Here is an 18444-nt window from a genome sequence, read left to right as displayed (position 1 = left end):
AGAGAGGGGTTGAGAGCATCTGGATAACAAAAAACCGCCCGAAGGCGGTTCTTTTGTTTTTTTGGAGCGGGCGAAGAGATTCGAACTCTCGACCCTAACCTTGGCAAGGTTATGCTCTACCCCTGAGCTACGCCCGCATATCCAAAAAAGTCCAACTTTGCGAAAACTCAGCTTCTAAAAGAAACTGGAGCGGGCGAAGAGATTCGAACTCTCGACCCTAACCTTGGCAAGGTTATGCTCTACCCCTGAGCTACGCCCGCATCTGTTTCGCTAGGGCCGTTTGTGGCGGCCCCGTCGGTGAGGTGGGAGCTATATGGCAAAAGCTCGGGGTGAATGCAACAAGGAATTTGAAAATGGCTGTGGGATACCCAGCCGCTTGTGGATGCAGAGATGAGATGTTTGAATAGAAAGTTTTATTATAATCATATGGTTAGAGTATTTTTAGGTGTTGTTTTGGTGCTGTGGAAATATTTGCAGATGAGAAAATTAACGTAGTTGGATTGACGGTTATTTGTCTGAGAATTTTTAGATCCGAACGCTGCAAACTCATATATCTCAATGGGATCGGTGAAAATATTTTTCCGAATGGCTTTGAGGCAGAGGTTTGACAGCAAATTTTTGAAGGGAACAACTGAGTGACCGATATAGTAACAGGGCTTTTGCTGCGAAAGGGCCGTGTCCTTATGGGCTCGCGCTCTAAGTTTCGTAGAAATTACGCTGGGACGTGGAGTTTCCCGGGAGGACACGTAGAGCCAAACGAAATGTTGCAGTGTGCTTTGAGAAGAGAGCTGGAAGAGGAGCTCGGGGTCATAGCTAAAGGCTATTCCAAACTTATGAAGACAGAAACTACGGCTACTCGCACAACGGAGGCCGTTTCATTCCACCATTATATTGTCGATGATTGGGAGGGGACGCCAAAGAACCTTGGTGATGAGCATTCCGAACTGCGATGGGTCAGTTTTCACGAGGCCTGCAACCTTCCTGATCTGGCATTTACGGACTACACGGAGATATTTCAAATTCTGCGAAAACGCGGCGACCTTCAGTGAATTGGGCTGCACGTGAATGAGTTCCAAGGCTTTTGCAAAATATCGCAACTGAAGGCTGTTCTTTGGGATTGCTTGCCTTTTTTTGTGACTGCCTTAAAACAGTTTGGTGTTTGAGTATCAAGTACTTGGCTTTTCTAATAAGTCTTTGGGGGAGGCCCATTCAATGCCAGTCAATCGTATGCAGCTCATGTCGTTCCTGGAAGGGTTAGGTATTCCAGTTTCCACTGTTGACCACGAACCAGTCTTTACCGTTGCGGAATCGGGCGTCTTGCATGAGCGTATTCCAGGTGGGCATACCAAGAATTTGTTCTTGAAAGACAAAAAAGGTAACCTTTTTCTCGTGGTTGCACTGCATGATGCGACTATCGATTTGAAGAAGATATCTGCAGTGATCGGCGCTTCTGGTCGTGTATCGTTTGGTAAAGCTGACCTGCTTGAAGAGGTGCTGGGTGTTACTCCCGGGTCTGTGACGCCGTTTTCGATCATCAATGATAAAGAGGCGCAAAGGGTTTCTGTTGTTTTTGATGCTAAGATGATGGAGCAGGATGTGTTGAATTTCCATCCGCTGCTCAATAACGCAACGACAGCGATCTCTGCTGACGGGCTTTTGGTGTTTGCAAAGGCCTGCGGGCATGAGGCCAGAGTGCTTGCAGTGTCAGCGGAAGCGCAGAAAGTCACTGAAGATCTTTAAAAACTGAGAGTTCACCGATTGTAATTGGTCTCCACTAAGACCATTTTAGGCAGCAGTTAGAGATTTTATATGAGGAGCGCTGATAAAAGCAGCTCCCAACGCAGTTAAAGGGTCAAGATTATGAGTGGATCCGGTTATTCCGTAGGTGGTAGCTTTGGCGGCTCTCTGGGCGGTGGTTATGGTGGTGGATACCAAACCAATTCGCCTCAGCCAGCACCAACTCCTGCTCCAGCGGCGAAAATTCCTGCGGCAGATCTGGTTAAAGACACGACCACGCAGAATTTCATGAAGGATGTGATCGAGGGTTCGCGCGATCATGTGGTTCTCGTGGATTTCTGGGCGCCGTGGTGTGAGCCATGTAAGCAACTTACTCCGACACTTGAAAAAGTGGTTAAGGAAGCTGGCGGCTCTGTGCAACTCGTAAAAATGAACATCGAGGAGTACCCCGAAGTTGCGGGCCAAATGGGTGTTCAATCTATCCCTGCTGTGTTTGCATTTAAGGGTGGGCAGCCTGTTGACGGATTTATGGGCGCGCAGACCGAAGGCGAGGTCAAGAAGTTTTTGGAGGGTATCGGCGTTCGGATCGGCCCTAGCGATATTGATGTGATGCTGGAAAAGGCCGATGAACTTCGCGATGCCGAGGGCTACCCGGAAGCTGCTCAGCTTTACGGTGGGGCGCTTTCACTCGATGCTGGCAATGTTCAGGCATTGAGCGGTTTAGCTATGTGTTATCTGGCACTTGGCGAAAAAGAGCACGCACAGCAGATGCTGGATATGGTGCCGGAAGATAAGCAAACCTCTCAGCACTATATCGCGGCTAAAACTGCGCTTGAGCTTGCTGAACAGGCTGAAAATATCGATGATCTTGCTGAGCTGCGTGCGCGTGTTGATGCAAATGCAGATGATCACGAAGCTCGCTTTGATCTGGCACTTGGGCTCAATGGTAAGGGTGATAAAACCGGCGCTGTCGACGAGCTCATTGAAATTATTCGTCGTGATCGTGAATGGAATGAGGATGGCGCGCGCAAGCAGCTTTTGCAGTTCTTTGAAGCCTGGGGCTTCAAAGATGCAGGTGCTGCATATGGCCGTCGTAAACTCTCTTCAATTTTGTTCTCGTAATCTTGGCCTAATGATAAGAGTGGAGAGCACTTAAGTGGCCTCGATGACCGTTGGAAACGCAACCTACGCAAGTCTGGATGACCTGCCGCAGGTTGTACCCTTGTTTGTTTTGCCGGGAGCCATCTTGCTCCCGCGTTCCCATATGCCTCTCAATGTATTTGAGCCGCGTTACACCGCCATGATTGACAGTGCTTTACGCACTGACCGCATGATTGGGGTTATTCAGCCGCAGTTCGATACAAGCAATGAGGACCTCGCAGGCAGGCCAAAGCTCTGCACCGTAGGTAGTATGGGGCGAATTACCGGTTTTCAAGAGAGTGGCGACGGCCGCTATCTGGTCACGATTTCCGGTGTTTCCCGATTTGAGCTGCGTGGTGAGCTTGAAGAGCGCGCGCCATTTCGTCGTGGCCACGTCGATGCGACCCGTTTTGCAGGCGACCTTAAAGTTGGGCTTGGTGAAGATGAGGTTGACCGTGACCAGTTGTTCTCCACTTTGACAGAATACCTAAGTGTGAACGAGCTGGAAGCTGACTGGGATAGCGTTAAATCAGCTTCTTCAGAGGTATTGGTCAATGCGCTGTGCATGATGAGCCCTTATGGACCAAAGGAGAAGCAAGCTCTGCTGGAAACCGAGAGCCTGAAAATGCGCGCTGATACGCTGATTGCGCTGGCAGAGATTGAGCTGGCGCGTGGCAATGATGCTTCTGGGAGCGCCCTGCAGTAGTCTTGGAATATGATAAGAAATGAGGGCTCTATGAGCGAATTTGAAGCGCCACAACTGGACCGGCGCCTTTTGGAGCTGCTGGTTTGCCCAGTGACGAAGACGACGCTTGATTACAACCCTGAAACACAGGAGTTGGTTTCTCGCGCTGCGAAGTTGGCCTACCCAATTCGAAACGGCATTCCGATTATGCTTGAAGAAGAAGCGCGTAAGCTTGAAGACTAAAAGTTTTTGAAGGCTAGGAGAGATGTTCTTCTAGCCTTTTTGTTAGCTCCTGCGGTTCTCCTCGAACGCGCAGTGTTTTAATGCGGGCGGTGGAGCCTGCAATGACTTCAGCTGACGATTTGGGAACAGAAAGTGCTTTTGCAAAGAGCTTTGCAACGGATTTGTTTGCCGCGCCTTTTTCTGGCACTGCGCGCACACGCGCCAACACAAGCGTCCGGCCATCCGACTGTTCGCCTATCTTTTCAATTTGATCCTTTGAGGACCTTGGGGGTGAGGCGGACGGTAATGAGAATTCCGTCAGCCTGCAATTTCCAAGGCGGTTCTTGTTCGGCCACTACTTAAAATACGTAGGGGTAGACGTAGAGGCCGATGACGCGCTCAATGAGGAAGATACCGAGCAAAAGAACAATGGGAGAAAGATCCAACCCACCCATTGATGGCAGGAACCGACGGATTGGGCGCAAAAGCGGTTCTGTTAGATTGTAGAGTGTCTGCCCAATCATTGCGATGAACTGATTGCTCGAGTTCACCACGTTGAACGCATAGAGCCACGAGAAGATCACGTTTGCAATAATGACCCATGTATAAAGATTTAGGATGATGAAAACGACATCAAGAATAGCGCGCATGGACTGGTTAAACTCCAAGTTTGCGGAGAGAATTTTCTGGGTTGCTTCCTTAAAGACAGAGCTTAGGAAACAAAGTTATTCCTCATGTAACTTTGAACAGTGACACCTGCAAGGTCCAATATGCCTCATTTTTCTATATTTAGAGCTAATTTCTTGAACCAGCCGAAGAACTAATAGGTGTTTGAGCAGATCGGCACTCTTGAATCCTGCTGTAAAGCCGGTGTCACTGTTGTTGTTTGGATGAGCCGCAATGCGTCTTTGTACTTCAGGTGAAGTGGTGCGCTGGCTTGAAGCTTTCTGGCAAATGAACTGGTTTACCCTGCTCTGGGAACATTTCCTGCATCAGGCAGACTGCGATGCGATGGGAAATTGCATAGGAAATCTTGAAGCCTCCAGTTGCCACCCACGTTTTATCTTTGCCAGGAATAAGACCAACCAAAGGATCTCGTTTTTTACATTTTGGCCGAATGCCAGCCCATCGCGTGAGGATCGGGGCACCCTTGAGTGAAGGGCAGAATGAAACCGCCTTGGACAGCATGGCCTGAATGTCCTCTTCAACGGGTTCTTTGCTTTCCCATTCCTGTTCTGAGGTTGAGCCGATAGCAACGGTGCCATTGGCATGAGAGACGACATAAATTCCATCGTCATAGATAACCGGAAGCGGTCTGTCGGCTTTGTACTCCAGCAGAAGTGACTGCCCTTTTACGCCAATGCCAATGGTTTTTCCGGCCATTTCGCTAAGAGGAGTAAAGCCCTCGTAGCCGGCTGAAAGCACAACACGATCGGCCGTCAGACTTCCGCCATTGCCAAGAGAGACAGTACCGGTTTTTTCATCGAACCCCAAAAACGGAGTGTGCTCCATGATGTCAATGCGCGGTTCGAGAAAGACTTTGAGGCCAGCTGAAACGAGGCGTGGGTTTGCGCGCGCGGCCAAGGTGTCCCAGATGATTCCGAGGGGAGCTGCCTCTGGTGTGAGCCAATCGTTAAATGGTGTTTCTTTCACCACATTGAAGGTGAAGCCTGTTTCTGCACTGTTCCAGCGTTGTTTGCTTTCCTCTACACGGTCCAAAGTATGCTCTAGTTTATGTTCGGTGTAGAGCGGGATGAGGCGGCCAGCGCGGCTATAGCCGACGGACAGGCCAGTGGCCTCTTCGAGTTTAGCTACAATATCTGAAAGCTCAATCAGGGCATCCAGTTGGAACTGCTTCTTTTCATTCCAGCGACTTGGAACATGAGGCATTAAAGCGCCGACGAGGCCCGCGCTTGCCCCTGAAGCGATGGTGTCTTTTTCCAGAAGAGCGACTTTCAGGCCCTTGCCCAATGCGGCTTTAGCGACGCTAAGTCCGAAAATTCCCCCACCAACAATAACAATATCGTAGGTCATATTTTTTTATTTCCCGGGTTAGGGTATAAGCCCTGACTGTATTTACGTTAGAGATTTGGCTTAGACATATGACAGAGTACCCAAAATTGGAATGGGATGATGCAAATGTCCCTTTTGCGTCGCAGTTTGGAGACACTTATTACTCCAAAGCCGGTGGATTAGGCGAAGCACGCTACGTATTTTTGCAGGGTAACCGGCTTCCAGATCGGTTGAAGGGAACAGGTTCTTTTCATATTGCGGAACTAGGATTTGGGACCGGGCTGAACTTTCTTGTCACGTTGGAGTTACTGCTGAGTTTGCCTGAAGCGGAACGCGCAAAGCTGACTTACGTTTCGTTTGAGCTTTATCCGATGGAGGTTGCTGAGATTGAGAAAGCGCTGTCACAGTGGCCTGAGCTGAAGAGCCTTACGGACAAGCTGTTAGCTGTATGGAACCCTCAACCCGGCTGGAACCCAATCACGATTGATGGTGTGCGGCTGCTGCTGGGCGTTGGTGATGCACGTGAAATGTTGCCAACACTATCTATCCCCATTGATGCTTGGTTCCTTGATGGCTTCAATCCTGCACGTAATCCGGAATTATGGGAACGGGAGCTGATGCTCGCCATTGGTGAGAAAACTACTGTTGGCGGGACTTTTGGAACCTACACGGCAGCTGGTTGGGTGCGTCGCAACCTGCAAACAGCTGGTTTTGATGTGGAGCGCATCAAAGGCTATGGCACAAAACGTCAGATGATGGTGGGGCAGAAACCTGCCGCCACACTCGCCTGATTGATCAGCATTCTGGCAGGTTAACTGCCAGGCCGCCCTTGCTGGTTTCTTTGTATTTGTCGCTCATCTCAGCGCCTGTTTGGCGCATGGCTTCTACACAATTGTCTAGCGGCATGTAGTGAGAGCCATCACCGCGTAAGGCAAGGGATGCCGCTGATACTGCTTTGATAGCGCCAAGCCCGTTACGCTCAATGCATGGTACCTGAACAAGGCCACCGACCGGATCGCAAGTCATGCCGAGGTGATGCTCAAGTGCGATCTCAGCAGCGTTCTCAATTTGCTCATTGGTTCCGCCAAGTGCAGCGCACAGGCCCGCTGCCGCCATGGCAGCTGCGGAGCCAACTTCACCCTGACAGCCCACCTCGGCGCCAGAAATTGATGCATTGTGTTTGATGATGCCGCCAACCGCAGCTGCTGTGAGCAGGAAGGTCTTGATGCCTTCATCATTGCTGCCCGGACAATGCTCGCGGTAGTATTTGATAGTGGCTGGGATAACACCTGCAGCGCCGTTGGTTGGCGCGGTGACGACCTTGCCGCCTGCCGCGTTCTCCTCGTTTACCGCCATTGCATATACAGAGAGCCAATCGTTTGCGACATGAGGCATGCTCATGTTATTGCCGCGCTCATCTTCCAGCTGCTTTTTGATTGCTGCGGCACGTCGTTTGACGCTAAGGCCTCCCGGTAATTCACCCTCGGTGTTCAAGCCACGCTCCATGCAGGCGTCCATGACGCCCCAGATTTTCCAGAGCTTTTCATCCAGCTGTTGCGGGTCGAGCGAGGTGACCTCGTTTGCTCGTTTCATCTGGGCGATGGTCTTGCCGGAGTTCTGTCCCATCTCCAGCATTTCTTTTGCGGTGGCAAATGGGTATGGCGTGCTTTTTAGCTCAGCTTCATCAGATTGACCGCTAGCCTCAGCGGTTTTGAGGCGTTCCAGCTCATCTGCGGTCAACACAAAGCCACCACCAATGGAGTAAAAGGTTTCCTGGAGGTGAAGGCGGTCCTGTGCATCATAAGCTTCGATGATCATGCCATTCGCGTGTCCTGGCAGGTTCGTCTCGAAATCGAAAATGACATCAGTTGCTGGGTCAAATTCCAGTTCAGGGAGACCAGACAGTGTGACCTTCTTTTCCAGTGCCACCTTTTTTTCTAGCGCTTCCGCCTCATCTGGGTCCAGTGTTTCTGGCGTGCAGCCTGCTAGCCCCAAAATAACTGCTCTGTCAGTGGCGTGGCCTTTGCCTGTCCAAGCTAGAGATCCATGCAAGGTACAGCGCAATTTTTTCGGTGCGCCAGCTCCAGGCCAAATACGCCTGCCGTCTCTCAGCTCATCCAAAAAACGGGCAGCAGCGGTCATCGGTCCCATCGTGTGGGAGGATGATGGGCCGATGCCGATCTTAAAAATTTCAAAGACGCTGAGGAACATAGAGTCGGAACCTTTCGGAAGGCTAGGGCGTTGTTTTTGTTTTGTGTTGGTTCGATTTGAGACTGCCGTCACTAAGTTTTCTGGTAATACTTGGCATAGCCCCTGATATCACAAGGATAATTTTTTACAGTTCTTGAAATTGCCGCTGCGTTTGTACAGATGAAGCGGATTTCAATTTCGCAGATTGTGTTTTTGTTAGTTCAAATATCTTTCCAAAAGTCCTATCATTGAAATAATTGAAGAAAACACTCTGGTATGTATGGTGTTGATAGAGTTGTCTTTATTCATCGAGTATGAATTTGGACTAAAAAACACCCGTCCTCCAGTTTTGTGGTGCTCCAGCGCAACAGTCTGTAGAAAACGCCTAAAGTCAGAGGTCTTCATGGCAGCCTAAAGCGTATATTATAAATGGTAATTTCGTCTTTCGAATAAGGCTGCATCTATGACCGCCTCATTACGTATTCTCGCAGGTTTAGCGCTTGCTTCGGTTTCCAGTCAAGCGCTCGCAGAAGATAATTTTACGCCTGGTGATCTGACCGAAGAGCAGGCTAGTAAGCGATATGTTGTAGACATTGGTGTGGCTGGGTTTGTAAATCCCAAATATGATGGAGCTGATGAGTACATCATATACCCGCTGCCGCTGATTGGTTTCTCTCGATTTTACCTTCCGGGCTTTGGGCAGGTCAAGGAAGGGGAAACTGAAGGTATATTTATTTATCCGTCCTTTGGGTTTGTTGGGGAACGTAAGCCTTCTGATGATGAGTCTCTGGCTGATACGACACGTGTACCGTGGGCTGGAGAGCTTGGTTTGGGTGCCGGATTCCGTAAAGATTGGTTCCGTGCATTCATAGAGGTGCGACACGGCTTTAACGGACACCGCGGGTTTGTTGGCCGTGGCGGGATTGACCTGATTATGCCAGTGACCGATCGGTTGACGTTTGTAATTGGCCCTCGTGTTGACATGGCTAACGGCTCTTACATGAATACCTATTTTAGTGTTGCCGGAGGTGGCGCATCCGGCCCTTACAATGCTGATGGTGGGTTCAAAAGCGTTGGCGGTGTTGCTAGAGCAAGCTATGCTTTGACCGATGCAATCGGCCTGCATTTGCAGGGCGGTTATGATCGTTTGATTGGCGATGCCGCAGATAGCCCGATCACGCAGAATGACAATATGTGGTCTGTTGGTTTTGGTGCGACTTACCGCTTCGCCTGGGATATGTTCTAGGCCCCGTCATTTCTACAATATGATCTTGGATAAGCCTGGGACATGTTCCGGGTTTTTTCTTTGCGGAAAGAGTTTCATCAATTAGCACTGTAAACAAGCGGTGTTCGGTGAAAAAACCCCAGTGTATAGCTTAAGAAATAAGTATGTATGCAGTATTGGTATTGATATTTATGTTACTTTAATATTTGTGTATTTCTTACGAAGTAGTCGTAAATAATACCCTCATAATAACTAGGTGAAAGACTCTAGTTATTGCTTGTGTTAATTCACGTTAAGTGTTGAGTTTAGTGAGGGTGCTTCAGTATGCGTGTTATAATTACTATGTCTTGGGTAATTTTTATTAGCCTGATTCTCGCCATGCCAGTGAAAGCTGCTTCCAACAAAGTTCTGGCCAAGATCGACCTTTCCGAACAAACTATGCGGATTTATGTGAACGGTAGAGTTCAGTATTCGTGGCGTGTTTCTACGGCCCGCCGGGGGTATCGAACGCCCATCGGTACGTTCAAGCCAACGCGGATGCACAAGCGGTACTTTTCGCGCAAATACAACGGCGCTCCTATGCCTTATTCGGTGTTCTTTTATAAGGGCTATGCAATTCACGGAACCGATGTAATTAAGCGATTGGGAATTCCAGCTTCGCATGGTTGCGTGCGGCTACATCCAAGCAATGCCAAGAGACTGTTCAGTTTGATCAAGGCAAATGGCCGAGCAAATGCGCGGATTGTAATTGTGCGGTGAGGGAGATATCGCCAATGCGAACCTGAATGGCGTAATGCGCTTATTCAGATATAGCACTTGCTGAAACGGGAGTTCCTGACTAAATCTTGAGTATGAGACGTGCTCAAGAAGCTTGTGAGCGGAAGAAGCAAGTTGGTCGCAAAACACCTGCTTCTCCCGCTGTAGCGCTGAATACGCATAACTCAACAATCAGCGTGCCTTTCTTAACGCGAAAATCTTGCCAAAAGGTTGGTACGTTGATTTTTCTGAAAGAGATTTTTAGGGATAAATCGGTTTTTCTGAGTGCCATTTCTGTGGGGGCATTTACACAAAGAAAAAGAGGGCTTCGATAATACGCTCGAAAACCCCCTTTATATTCTTAGAAGCCAATTACGCAGTACTCTGATATCGGCTGCCATTTTATTCGCAAAACACGTGCCAGTTTAGAAAAATAGAAGCGCCACCATATTTGGGGTGCGTGCGATGACTGGTGCCAAAATGCAGGTTAATTTAAGAATTTCGTTACATTCAATGCATTGCGTTTTGCAATGCGTAGCGCAATCATTAAGCTCTGCGTTTAGATCTAATTAAACTCGTGATTTAGATCCAACGTGCTGCGTTTCCCTATGCTGTCGTAATTATCATGCGCCCAGTTCTTTGCGGCCTGTCGGCCTATGTTGTGCAAGAGTTCTACAAACTCCCACTGTGCATTTACTTTGGATGATGCGCCAAAGGGTGCAAGGTCTTTGGTTGCTTCGATTCGATGCATAAACACGCGGGTGTATTCGTTTGAGTCCAACCTTCCCTCATCAATCAAACGGGTTACAAAATCAATCGCGCGTAACTCTCGCAACAAAGTAGAGTTGAACGTGATTTCGTTCATGCGCTCAGAAATTTCTTGAGCTGTATGAGGAAGCTCTACCCTTTCAACCGGATTGACCTGAATGAGTAACACGTCAGTGGAGCCGCCGTGTTTAAAAAGCGGAAATAGAGGAGGGTTGCCCATGAAGCCGCCATCCCAATATGCTTCATCTCCAATTTCGACCGCTTGATACATGTGCGGAAGGCAGCCTGATGCCATCAAGGAATCGAGTGTCAGTTCTTCTTTAGAGAAAACTCTAATTTTGCCCGAGCGTACATTTGTCGCCGCGACGAAGACTTCTAGCTGTTTACAATTGCGCACCCGCTCGAAGTTGATTTGTTTGGCGACGAGATCGCGGAGTGGATTATAATTCATAGGGTTCATCTGGTAGGGGGACATGACGCGAGACAACAGATCCCACGCTAAGTAAGTCGGCGAGTTGTCCATACTCCAGTTGCCGCAATACACGTCCATCGGACTACGCTGGAATGGGCTTGATTCAGCGGCTGTGCTGACAGACTTCCAGAAACGGGCCAATGCATCTCTTGCGCCTTGTTGCCCTCCTTCTACAAGGCCGTCGGCCATAACTGCTGCATTCATGGCTCCTGCACTGGTGCCAGAAATGGCGGTTACCTCCCAATCTTCGTTTTCCAGTAGCCAATCCAAAACGCCCCATGTAAAGGCGCCGTGAGCCCCCCCACCTTGCAGGGCCAGATTGATTTTCTTGCGCTCTTTCTTTGCTGTCTTCCGTGTTGTGGCCATGTGGACCTCCATGGGTCGCTTTGAAAAGAAACTCTGAGAATTAGTTGGCCGTTATTGTGCGGTCCAGCCGCCATCCATCGGCAGAAGTGTGCCCGTGATTGAGGCGGCTGCATCTGAACACAGGAATACGGCAAGACCGGCAACTTGCTCTACGGTCACAAACTCTTTGGTTGGCTGTGCGGCGAGAAGAACCTCTTTTTTCACCTGCTCCTCAGTCATATCGCGTGCTTTCATCGTGTCTGGGATCTGTTTTTCAACGAGCGGGGTCCAGACATAACCGGGGCAAATTGCATTGGCTGTGATGTTGTCTTCTGCAACTTCTAATGCGACTGTTTTCGTTAGGCCTGCGATGCCGTGTTTTGCAGATACGTACGCAGATTTGAAAGGAGAGGCGACGAGGGCGTGTGCAGATGCTGTGTTGATGATGCGACCCCAGCCTGCCTGACGCATGTATGGTACGGCAGTGCGGATGGTATGAAAGGCGGATGACAGGTTGATGGCGATGATTGCATCCCACTTTTCAACCGGAAAGTGCTCGATAGCCTCTACGTGCTGAATGCCGGCGTTGTTGACCAAAATATCAACAGAGCCGAGCATTTTCTCGGCTTCATGGATCATGGCGTGGATTTCGTCCGGTTTGGTCATATCGGCGGAGGAATAAACACACTTGACGCTGAAATCTTTCTCGATGCTGGCACGTTCATTTTCAATTGCATCGGCATTCCCAAAGCCATTGATCATGATGTTCGCACCTTGCTCTGCCATTGCGCGGGCGTAGGCAAGGCCTATGCCTGATGTTGAGCCAGTGATGACAGCCGTTTTGTTTGAAAGCATTTCCAGTCTCCAGAGCAAATGATGTTGAAGGAAGCGTTGGTGTGAGCTTGCGTCACTTTTTAAATTGGTTGCATTAGCAAAAAGCATAGTTGTTATGTGTGTAGTCTATAAAGAGTGCCATGTTTTCCAAAACCACATTTTGTCGTTAATGCGGGGTTAGGCTGAGATGAGTCGACCCGAATTTGTATGGCGTTTCATTTGCTTGTTCATGAGCAGGAAGTAACACCATATTTGCTACGGTTTTTACCCTCAAATTTAAGGGGGCTGACTATGCATCTGAATGACATCAAACTGATTTGAATTTGCGCTAAAAAGTTGACACAAGGTGCTGCATGCTGCACTTGCTTGCCTACAGATTTATGCCAGTGGAATGATCATGACTGACAAGAGCCAAAGCTATATTTCTACCCCATTTCCGCGTCGCCACTCCGTGGCTGTTGATGTTGGTGGGGTTACTGTGGGTGGACAAGCGCCTGTTGTCGTTCAGTCTATGACAAACACTGATACTGCGGATGCAGATTCTACAGTTGCACAGGTTGCTGCATTGGCGCGTGCCGGGTCTGAACTGGTTCGCATTACTGTTGACCGGGATGAGGCGGCCGCAGCAGTCCCGCATATTAAAGAGCGCTTGCAGCGTATTGGTGTTGATGTCCCGCTTGTTGGGGACTTCCATTATATTGGTCACAAACTGTTGGCAGACCACCCAGCCTGTGCTGAAGCGCTGGATAAATACCGCATTAATCCGGGTAATGTTGGGTTTAAGTCCAAAAAAGACAAGCAGTTCTCACAAATCATCGAAATGGCGATGAAGCACGATAAGCCAGTGCGCATTGGAGTGAACTGGGGGTCTCTGGATCAAGAGCTCCTGACGCATTTGATGGATGAGAACCATTCAAATGGCGCTCCGTTAACTGCGCAGCAGGTCATGCGGGAAGCGATTTGTCAGTCTGGGTTGCTCTCAGCAAAGCGTGCTGAAGAGTTGGGGCTTGGCCGCGATAAGATTATCCTATCCGCGAAGGTTTCTCAGGTGCAGGACTTGATTGCTGTTTATGCAGATCTTGCGCAACGCTGTGATTATGCGCTGCATCTTGGTTTAACTGAGGCGGGCATGGGGACGAAGGGCATTGTGGCCTCTTCTGCTTCCATGGGCATTTTGCTGCAACAGGGCATTGGAGATACGATCCGTATTTCTTTGACGCCTGAGCCGGGTGGAGACCGTACACGAGAAGTACAGGTTTCTCAGGAGCTTTTGCAGACAATGGGCTTCCGCAGCTTTATTCCAATTGTCGCGGCATGTCCGGGGTGTGGGCGGACAACGTCAACTGTATTCCAAGAGCTGGCACAGGATATTCAAAACCACATTCGCGAAAGTATGCCTGCATGGCGTGAGCAGTATCCCGGTGTTGAGGAACTTAATGTAGCTGTGATGGGCTGTATCGTGAATGGTCCTGGCGAATCCAAACATGCTGACATTGGTATTTCGTTGCCGGGTACGGGTGAGACGCCTGCTGCACCCGTTTTTGTAGATGGCGAAAAGACTGTTACATTGCGTGGTCCAAACATCGCAAATGAATTTAAGGCGATGGTTTTGGATTATATCGAAAAGCGCTACGGTACCGGCGCCTCCGCTGAACACGAGATTTCATAGATGTCGCTTGAGCGCTTTGTTAAAAAAGTTGAACATAAAATCAGAGAGGATGCTCCAAAGGCCAAGCCTTCGGTCCTGGTGATCTCCTCTCAGGTTGTGAGTGGTTGCGTGGGAACACGCGGTGCTGTGTTTGCTTTGGAACGAATGGGCTTCAACGTCTGGACGCTGCCAACGATTTTGTTGCCATGGCACCCTGGGCAGGGTGAGGGCACTCGAATTTCTGCCAGTGCTACTGACTTCACCAGTATTGTTGAGCAGATCTGCTCCAATGACGGTTTGAGTGACGTTAAGGCTGTCCTCTCTGGATATATGGCTAACCCTGATCAGGTTCCTGAAGTTGCAAAGATTGTGAGGGAGGTAAAAGCGCGCAACAGCGATGCGGTTTATCTCTGTGATCCGGTGATTGGTGATAAGGGCGACTTGTATGTGCGAGAGTCTATTGCTGAAGCGATCCGCGACCAGCTTTTGCCTTTGGCTGATATTATCACACCTAACCGATTTGAACTGGCCTGGTTGAGCGGGTTTGGAACTGAGATGGAAAACGAAGTTGTTGCGGCAGCTCGTACCTTGGGTGTTGAGCGTACAATTGTAACGTCATCGCCTGCTATGCGGCGTAATTCCATTTCTAACTTATTGGTTGGCCCAAATGGTAGCCTTGCCATTGAACATGCAGAAGTGCAGGGGGCTCCGCATGGAACGGGTGATTTGCTTGCCGCGCTTTATCTTGCTCGTAGTTTGAGCGGCCAAAGTGATGAAGAAGCACTTAAAAAAGCGACAGCCTCAACATTTGAGCTGGTTGCGCGGTCCGTTAAAGTTGGCTCAGACAATCTGCTTTACTCTGAGCATCAAGATCCATTGATCCAGCCAATGGCGTTGGTGAATAGTCGCCGCGTGGTCGAGGCACCAGAGCGCGCTTGATAAGCGCCGCGAATATCGCTTCAGGGCCAGCTGTAATCCAGAGTTGGACGAGCGGCGAGATACTTGGATTTAGCGCGATTTTCTTATGCCGATTTGGGCTTGATAGGTCTGTTTAGCGGCTTGCCAAAATATCATGGTGGGCGTGGTCTCCAATCCTTTGAAAGTTCTGGAACCCTTCAGTTTTCAAAATTCCTTGGAGCAATTGTGGGTCTGACCACCGCTCATCTACTTCGTAGAAAATCGATTGGATCTGTGAAAAAAAACGGGTCTTTACTAGCTCTTGAAGCACTGTTTCTTCGTGCCCTTCAACATCTAGTTTGACGAGGATATCTGTTTCTTGTGTGACCATTTTATCCAATTGCGGGGCTGCAATAAGCTGAACTTTTTCACTCTTCTTGCCTAATTGGGTCATGTGTCGATTGAGTGATGCGCTTCCGCTGTGCGTCTTTTTTAAAAAAATATCTGCAGTTCTGCTTTGGTCTGAAATAGCAACCTGTACAGGTGCTATACGAGCGGCTGTTTGGTTCAGAGATATGTTCTTTTCTAGCAATTTAAATGTGCGAGAGACCGGCTCAAATGCAAACGCTTCTACGCAGTTTGCGTTTTGAGCGGCCAATAAACTGTATAGGCCCTGATTTGCGCCAATATCTAGAAACAGGAATGGATGTTTGTAATTAGCCAAGTAATTTGAAAAGAACGTGCCGTAGCTGCCTTCGGTGCATAAGCGAAAGGTTGCATCGAAGATATTCGGTGTTAGCCAAACCCCATAGTTTGTCTGGATTCCGCGCGTTAGGCCGACGTAGGAACTTATGGTTCTGGGAAAGTGTTTTAGGTAATAGCGAAATAAGGACTTAGCGCGGCGGCGTTTGAGTTTTGATGTTTCGCTATGATATTGTTCTAACAAATCTTTTACGCGCAGCATTCCATAGCCTGACCTGATAATCGTCACAGTGCAGTAAGGACTGTTCTGTAGGGCAGCCTAGGTATCCAATAATGTAGCGTCAAACCGTAGTTATTGAGGTTTGACGCGTGGGATAGGAGCGTTCAGTAGTGGGGCGCTCGCTTCAGCGATGACTTTCTGCTCTTCAGAAACTCGGCTGTTAGAAAATAGCGATGTGAAATAGCCAAAAGCGCGTTCTGTTTCTGATGTTTGCTGAGGTGCTGGAGATGCATCCTTAGAAGCCAGCGCCAAAGTCCTGGCTGTTTTCACATCTACAGCTGTTGCCTTCGTGCTAACCGTTTTGGCAGCGTTTGTTGTAGACGCACCGCCGAAGAAGGTCGCGATTTTCTCTTTGCGGCGTTTGGTGCTTTCCATTGCCACTAGGATTTCTGCGGTCTTGCGAGCGTCTTTGTTCTGCTTCTTGGCAACAGCAACGGAAATATGTTCTGGTACTGTATAAGCAGGGCAGGCGCCGCGGGCATCGAATTTGGTACCACGTCTGTCTGCTTTTGCATCAAAGACATACTGCTTCTCGCAGACTTCGATGGATGGCGGACGCTTTGTTATTTCAAAGTGGTCGTAGCCACGTTTAAGCATACGCCAGAATTCGTAATGCTCAGAGCTTGCATTCTTGGCCATGTTTTCCGGTGTCATGCGGAATGGAAAGGCCTGTACCTGAAACTTGCGCTGGCCACCGAGAAAACTATCTCGTCCCATCGCGTAGATGTCCGCAATCTGTTCGTCTGTCATTGCATAACAGCCAGCAGATGAGCAGGCACCGTGCACCATTAGGTTGCTTCCAGTGCGATCATATGCGCGGTCAAACTTGTTGGGAAAGCCGAGGTTAAATGAGAGGTAGTAGGAAGAAAGTGGGTTCATGAGGCCGGGTGAGACTTCATAAAAGCCTTCTGGTGCCTGGCGGTCACCCTCTTTGATCTTAGGGCCGAGTTTGCCTGACCATTTGCAGATATCAAAGGTGTCCAACAGCGCGTAGTGCCCGGACTTGGTTTGCTTCCAGACTTCCAGCTCAGATTCCTGCTTAAAGAGACGCACCATGATCGGAGACTTGAGCTCCATATCTTTGGATTTCATCTTTTTAGAAAGGTTACTACTGACGGGCTTTTGATGTTTCTCCGAACCGAATTCTGTTCCTTGACAAGCCGATAGCGCTAAAGCTAACGAAAGTGCAGCAGCGCACTTTAACTTCTTGCCTGTTTCTCCCTGAAACACGTTTTTCATGTGCTTGACCCACCATGCTGGGGCTATTTTGACTGACCCCCAATCCGAACTCTACTCTTAGACTATCTGGGTTATGGTTGACCGAATGTTACCGCAGATCATTCATTTTGAGATTGATGTGTATTCCCCCTGATGCGCTTTGTCCCATGCTTGATTGGATCAAACAAAAAAGGCACCAGATATACAACTGATGCCTCTTATAGAAAGAAATATGGTTACCCACAATAAATCATAGGTTCGACTCAGCCGAGTTCACGACCTATGCGTAAGAATTTCTCTCTGCGCTGTTTCTTCAGGTCATCAGCAGATTGACCACCTAACTTGCTTAGAGTGGCTTCAATTGCGCTACCAGCGCGATCGATCACGATTTCTTTCGCGCGGTGAGCACCGCCGATTGGCTCCTTGATGATTTCATCAATCACGCCAAAGCTTGATAGATCCTGCGCGGTGATCTTCATATTGGTTGCGGCATCCTGAGCACGCGTACTGTCGCGCCACAAGATTGAAGCGCCTGCTTCAGGAGAGATCACTGAGTAAATAGAGTGCTCTAGCATCACGACTTGGTTGGTGGTTGCAATTGCGATAGCGCCACCGGAACCGCCTTCACCAATGATGATAGAGATGTTTGGAACACCAAGGCCGAGGCACATATCTGTTGAACGGGCAATCGCTTCTGCCTGACCGCGTTCTTCCGCGCCGATACCTGGATAAGCTCCAGCAGTATCTACGAAGGACACCACAGGGATGTTAAAGCGATTTGCGAGTTCCATAATGCGAACTGCTTTTCGATAACCTTCAGGGCGGGCCATACCGAAGTTGTGCTTCAGCCGGCTTTCTGTGTCGTTTCCTTTTTCCTGACCCAGAATGGCAATAGACTGGCCACGGAACCGACCAAAGCCTGCAATAATCGCGCAGTCCTCAGAGAATTTTCGGTCACCGGCAAGCGGGGTAAAGTCTGTGATCAGAGTTTTGATGTAGTCCAGAGAGTGCGGACGATCTGGGTGGCGAGCCACCAAAGTCTTTTGCCAAGGCGTCAAGCGAGAGTAGATGTCGCGGAGCGCTTGCTCTGCTTTTTCCTGAAGGCGAGCGATCTCGTCTTCCACATTAACTGCTTCGCCACCTTCCGCCAGGATTTTCAATTCCTGTACTTTACCTTCAAGGTCAGCAACTGGTTTTTCAAATTCGAGGTAACTGCGCATATTGGATATTCACTCGTAACAATCAGCGGGTTGGACCTGCCGATTAAAAGGCGTTGGGCCGCGCTATAATTTTGGCGCGACACTGGCGTCAG

18 protein-coding genes, 2 tRNA genes and 1 pseudogene are annotated in these 18444 nt (G+C 49.2%); 10 read left to right on the top strand and 11 right to left on the bottom strand.

Features of this window, described 5'->3' with window-relative positions:
• Positions 1-62: 62 nt before the first annotated feature.
• Positions 63-137 (bottom strand) — tRNA-Gly (locus BMZ51_RS05330).
• A gap of 48 nt (positions 138-185) precedes the next feature.
• Positions 186-260 (bottom strand) — tRNA-Gly (locus BMZ51_RS05325).
• Between the two features lie 375 nt (positions 261-635).
• Here BMZ51_RS05325 and BMZ51_RS05320 point away from each other — a divergent pair.
• The 5 genes from BMZ51_RS05320 to BMZ51_RS05300 all read left to right on the top strand — a co-directional run bounded on the left by BMZ51_RS05320 (position 636) and on the right by BMZ51_RS05300 (position 3805).
• The gene (locus BMZ51_RS05320) at positions 636-1049 is read left to right on the top strand and encodes an NUDIX domain-containing protein (RefSeq protein WP_068007852.1); all 414 of its coding nucleotides are present in this window, start codon (positions 636-638) and stop codon (positions 1047-1049) included.
• A gap of 163 nt (positions 1050-1212) precedes the next feature.
• On the top strand, positions 1213-1740 hold the full coding sequence (locus BMZ51_RS05315; protein WP_068007849.1) for a prolyl-tRNA synthetase associated domain-containing protein: 528 nt from the start codon (positions 1213-1215) through the stop codon (positions 1738-1740).
• A 120-nt stretch (positions 1741-1860) separates the two neighbouring features.
• Positions 1861-2859 (top strand): thioredoxin, encoded by a 999-nt coding sequence (gene trxA / locus BMZ51_RS05310; protein ID WP_068007846.1) that lies wholly within the window; start codon positions 1861-1863, stop codon positions 2857-2859.
• Positions 2860-2902: 43 nt separating this feature from the next.
• Positions 2903-3583: an LON peptidase substrate-binding domain-containing protein gene (locus BMZ51_RS05305; RefSeq protein ID WP_068007842.1), complete on the top strand. Its 681-nt coding sequence runs from the start codon at positions 2903-2905 to the stop codon at positions 3581-3583.
• Positions 3584-3613: 30 nt separating this feature from the next.
• Positions 3614-3805 carry a Trm112 family protein gene (locus BMZ51_RS05300; protein ID WP_068007839.1) on the top strand — a complete coding sequence of 64 codons (192 nt, stop codon included), beginning with the start codon at positions 3614-3616 and terminating at the stop codon, positions 3803-3805.
• 13 nt (positions 3806-3818) lie between these two features.
• Here BMZ51_RS05300 and BMZ51_RS24720 read toward each other — a convergent pair.
• The 3 genes and pseudogenes from BMZ51_RS24720 to BMZ51_RS05285 all read right to left on the bottom strand — a co-directional run bounded on the left by BMZ51_RS24720 (position 3819) and on the right by BMZ51_RS05285 (position 5818).
• A pseudogene (locus tag BMZ51_RS24720) lies at positions 3819-4140 on the bottom strand (DUF167 family protein).
• A 3-nt stretch (positions 4141-4143) separates the two neighbouring features.
• A complete protein-coding gene (locus tag BMZ51_RS05290; protein WP_068007838.1) occupies positions 4144-4434 on the bottom strand; it encodes a YggT family protein in 291 nt (96 codons plus the stop codon).
• A gap of 265 nt (positions 4435-4699) precedes the next feature.
• Positions 4700-5818 carry an NAD(P)/FAD-dependent oxidoreductase gene (locus BMZ51_RS05285; RefSeq protein WP_068007834.1) on the bottom strand — a complete coding sequence of 373 codons (1119 nt, stop codon included), beginning with the start codon at positions 5816-5818 and terminating at the stop codon, positions 4700-4702.
• Positions 5819-5886: 68 nt separating this feature from the next.
• Between BMZ51_RS05285 and mnmC2 the strand changes: the two genes are divergently transcribed.
• Positions 5887-6588 carry a tRNA (5-methylaminomethyl-2-thiouridine)(34)-methyltransferase MnmC2 gene (gene mnmC2 / locus BMZ51_RS05280; RefSeq protein ID WP_068007831.1) on the top strand — a complete coding sequence of 234 codons (702 nt, stop codon included), beginning with the start codon at positions 5887-5889 and terminating at the stop codon, positions 6586-6588.
• A gap of 4 nt (positions 6589-6592) precedes the next feature.
• On the opposite strand, the gene BMZ51_RS05275 is transcribed toward mnmC2, so the two are convergent.
• A complete protein-coding gene (locus BMZ51_RS05275) occupies positions 6593-8008 on the bottom strand; it encodes an L-serine ammonia-lyase (protein ID WP_068007828.1) in 1416 nt (471 codons plus the stop codon).
• Between the two features lie 442 nt (positions 8009-8450).
• Here BMZ51_RS05275 and BMZ51_RS05270 point away from each other — a divergent pair, with 442 nt between their 5' ends.
• Together BMZ51_RS05270 and BMZ51_RS05265 are read left to right on the top strand one after the other, a co-directional pair.
• Entirely contained in the window at positions 8451-9233 is a 783-nt protein-coding gene (locus BMZ51_RS05270) for a MipA/OmpV family protein (RefSeq protein ID WP_068007826.1), read from the top strand.
• Between the two features lie 303 nt (positions 9234-9536).
• Positions 9537-9971, top strand: coding sequence for a L,D-transpeptidase (locus BMZ51_RS05265; RefSeq protein ID WP_068007823.1), 435 nt, complete (start codon positions 9537-9539; stop codon positions 9969-9971).
• A gap of 562 nt (positions 9972-10533) precedes the next feature.
• Here BMZ51_RS05265 and BMZ51_RS05255 read toward each other — a convergent pair.
• Both BMZ51_RS05255 and BMZ51_RS05250 read right to left on the bottom strand, forming a co-directional pair.
• On the bottom strand, positions 10534-11574 hold the full coding sequence (locus BMZ51_RS05255) for a patatin-like phospholipase family protein (protein WP_068007978.1): 1041 nt from the start codon (positions 11572-11574) through the stop codon (positions 10534-10536).
• Positions 11575-11625: 51 nt separating this feature from the next.
• On the bottom strand, positions 11626-12408 hold the full coding sequence (locus tag BMZ51_RS05250; RefSeq protein ID WP_068007818.1) for a 3-hydroxybutyrate dehydrogenase: 783 nt from the start codon (positions 12406-12408) through the stop codon (positions 11626-11628).
• A 370-nt stretch (positions 12409-12778) separates the two neighbouring features.
• Between BMZ51_RS05250 and ispG the strand changes: the two genes are divergently transcribed.
• On the top strand, positions 12779-14056 hold the full coding sequence (gene ispG / locus BMZ51_RS05245; RefSeq protein WP_068007976.1) for a flavodoxin-dependent (E)-4-hydroxy-3-methylbut-2-enyl-diphosphate synthase: 1278 nt from the start codon (positions 12779-12781) through the stop codon (positions 14054-14056).
• The gene (gene pdxY / locus BMZ51_RS05240; RefSeq protein ID WP_082825662.1) at positions 14057-14974 is read left to right on the top strand and encodes a pyridoxal kinase; all 918 of its coding nucleotides are present in this window, start codon (positions 14057-14059) and stop codon (positions 14972-14974) included. It begins immediately after the preceding gene.
• 112 nt (positions 14975-15086) lie between these two features.
• Here the strand turns inward: pdxY and BMZ51_RS05235 are convergent, their stop codons facing one another.
• The 3 genes from BMZ51_RS05235 to BMZ51_RS05225 all read right to left on the bottom strand — a co-directional run bounded on the left by BMZ51_RS05235 (position 15087) and on the right by BMZ51_RS05225 (position 18352).
• Positions 15087-15896 carry an FkbM family methyltransferase gene (locus tag BMZ51_RS05235; protein ID WP_068007817.1) on the bottom strand — a complete coding sequence of 270 codons (810 nt, stop codon included), beginning with the start codon at positions 15894-15896 and terminating at the stop codon, positions 15087-15089.
• A gap of 90 nt (positions 15897-15986) precedes the next feature.
• Positions 15987-16991: a L,D-transpeptidase family protein gene (locus tag BMZ51_RS05230; RefSeq protein WP_208979313.1), complete on the bottom strand. Its 1005-nt coding sequence runs from the start codon at positions 16989-16991 to the stop codon at positions 15987-15989.
• 404 nt (positions 16992-17395) lie between these two features.
• Positions 17396-18352, bottom strand: coding sequence for an acetyl-CoA carboxylase carboxyltransferase subunit alpha (locus BMZ51_RS05225; RefSeq protein WP_068007812.1), 957 nt, complete (start codon positions 18350-18352; stop codon positions 17396-17398).
• Positions 18353-18444: the final 92 nt, after the last annotated feature.

This window comes from Pseudovibrio axinellae (genome assembly GCF_900110875.1).
Classification (GTDB): Bacteria; Pseudomonadota; Alphaproteobacteria; order Rhizobiales; family Stappiaceae; genus Pseudovibrio; species Pseudovibrio axinellae.
This window is presented reverse-complemented; position numbering and strand designations above follow the sequence as displayed.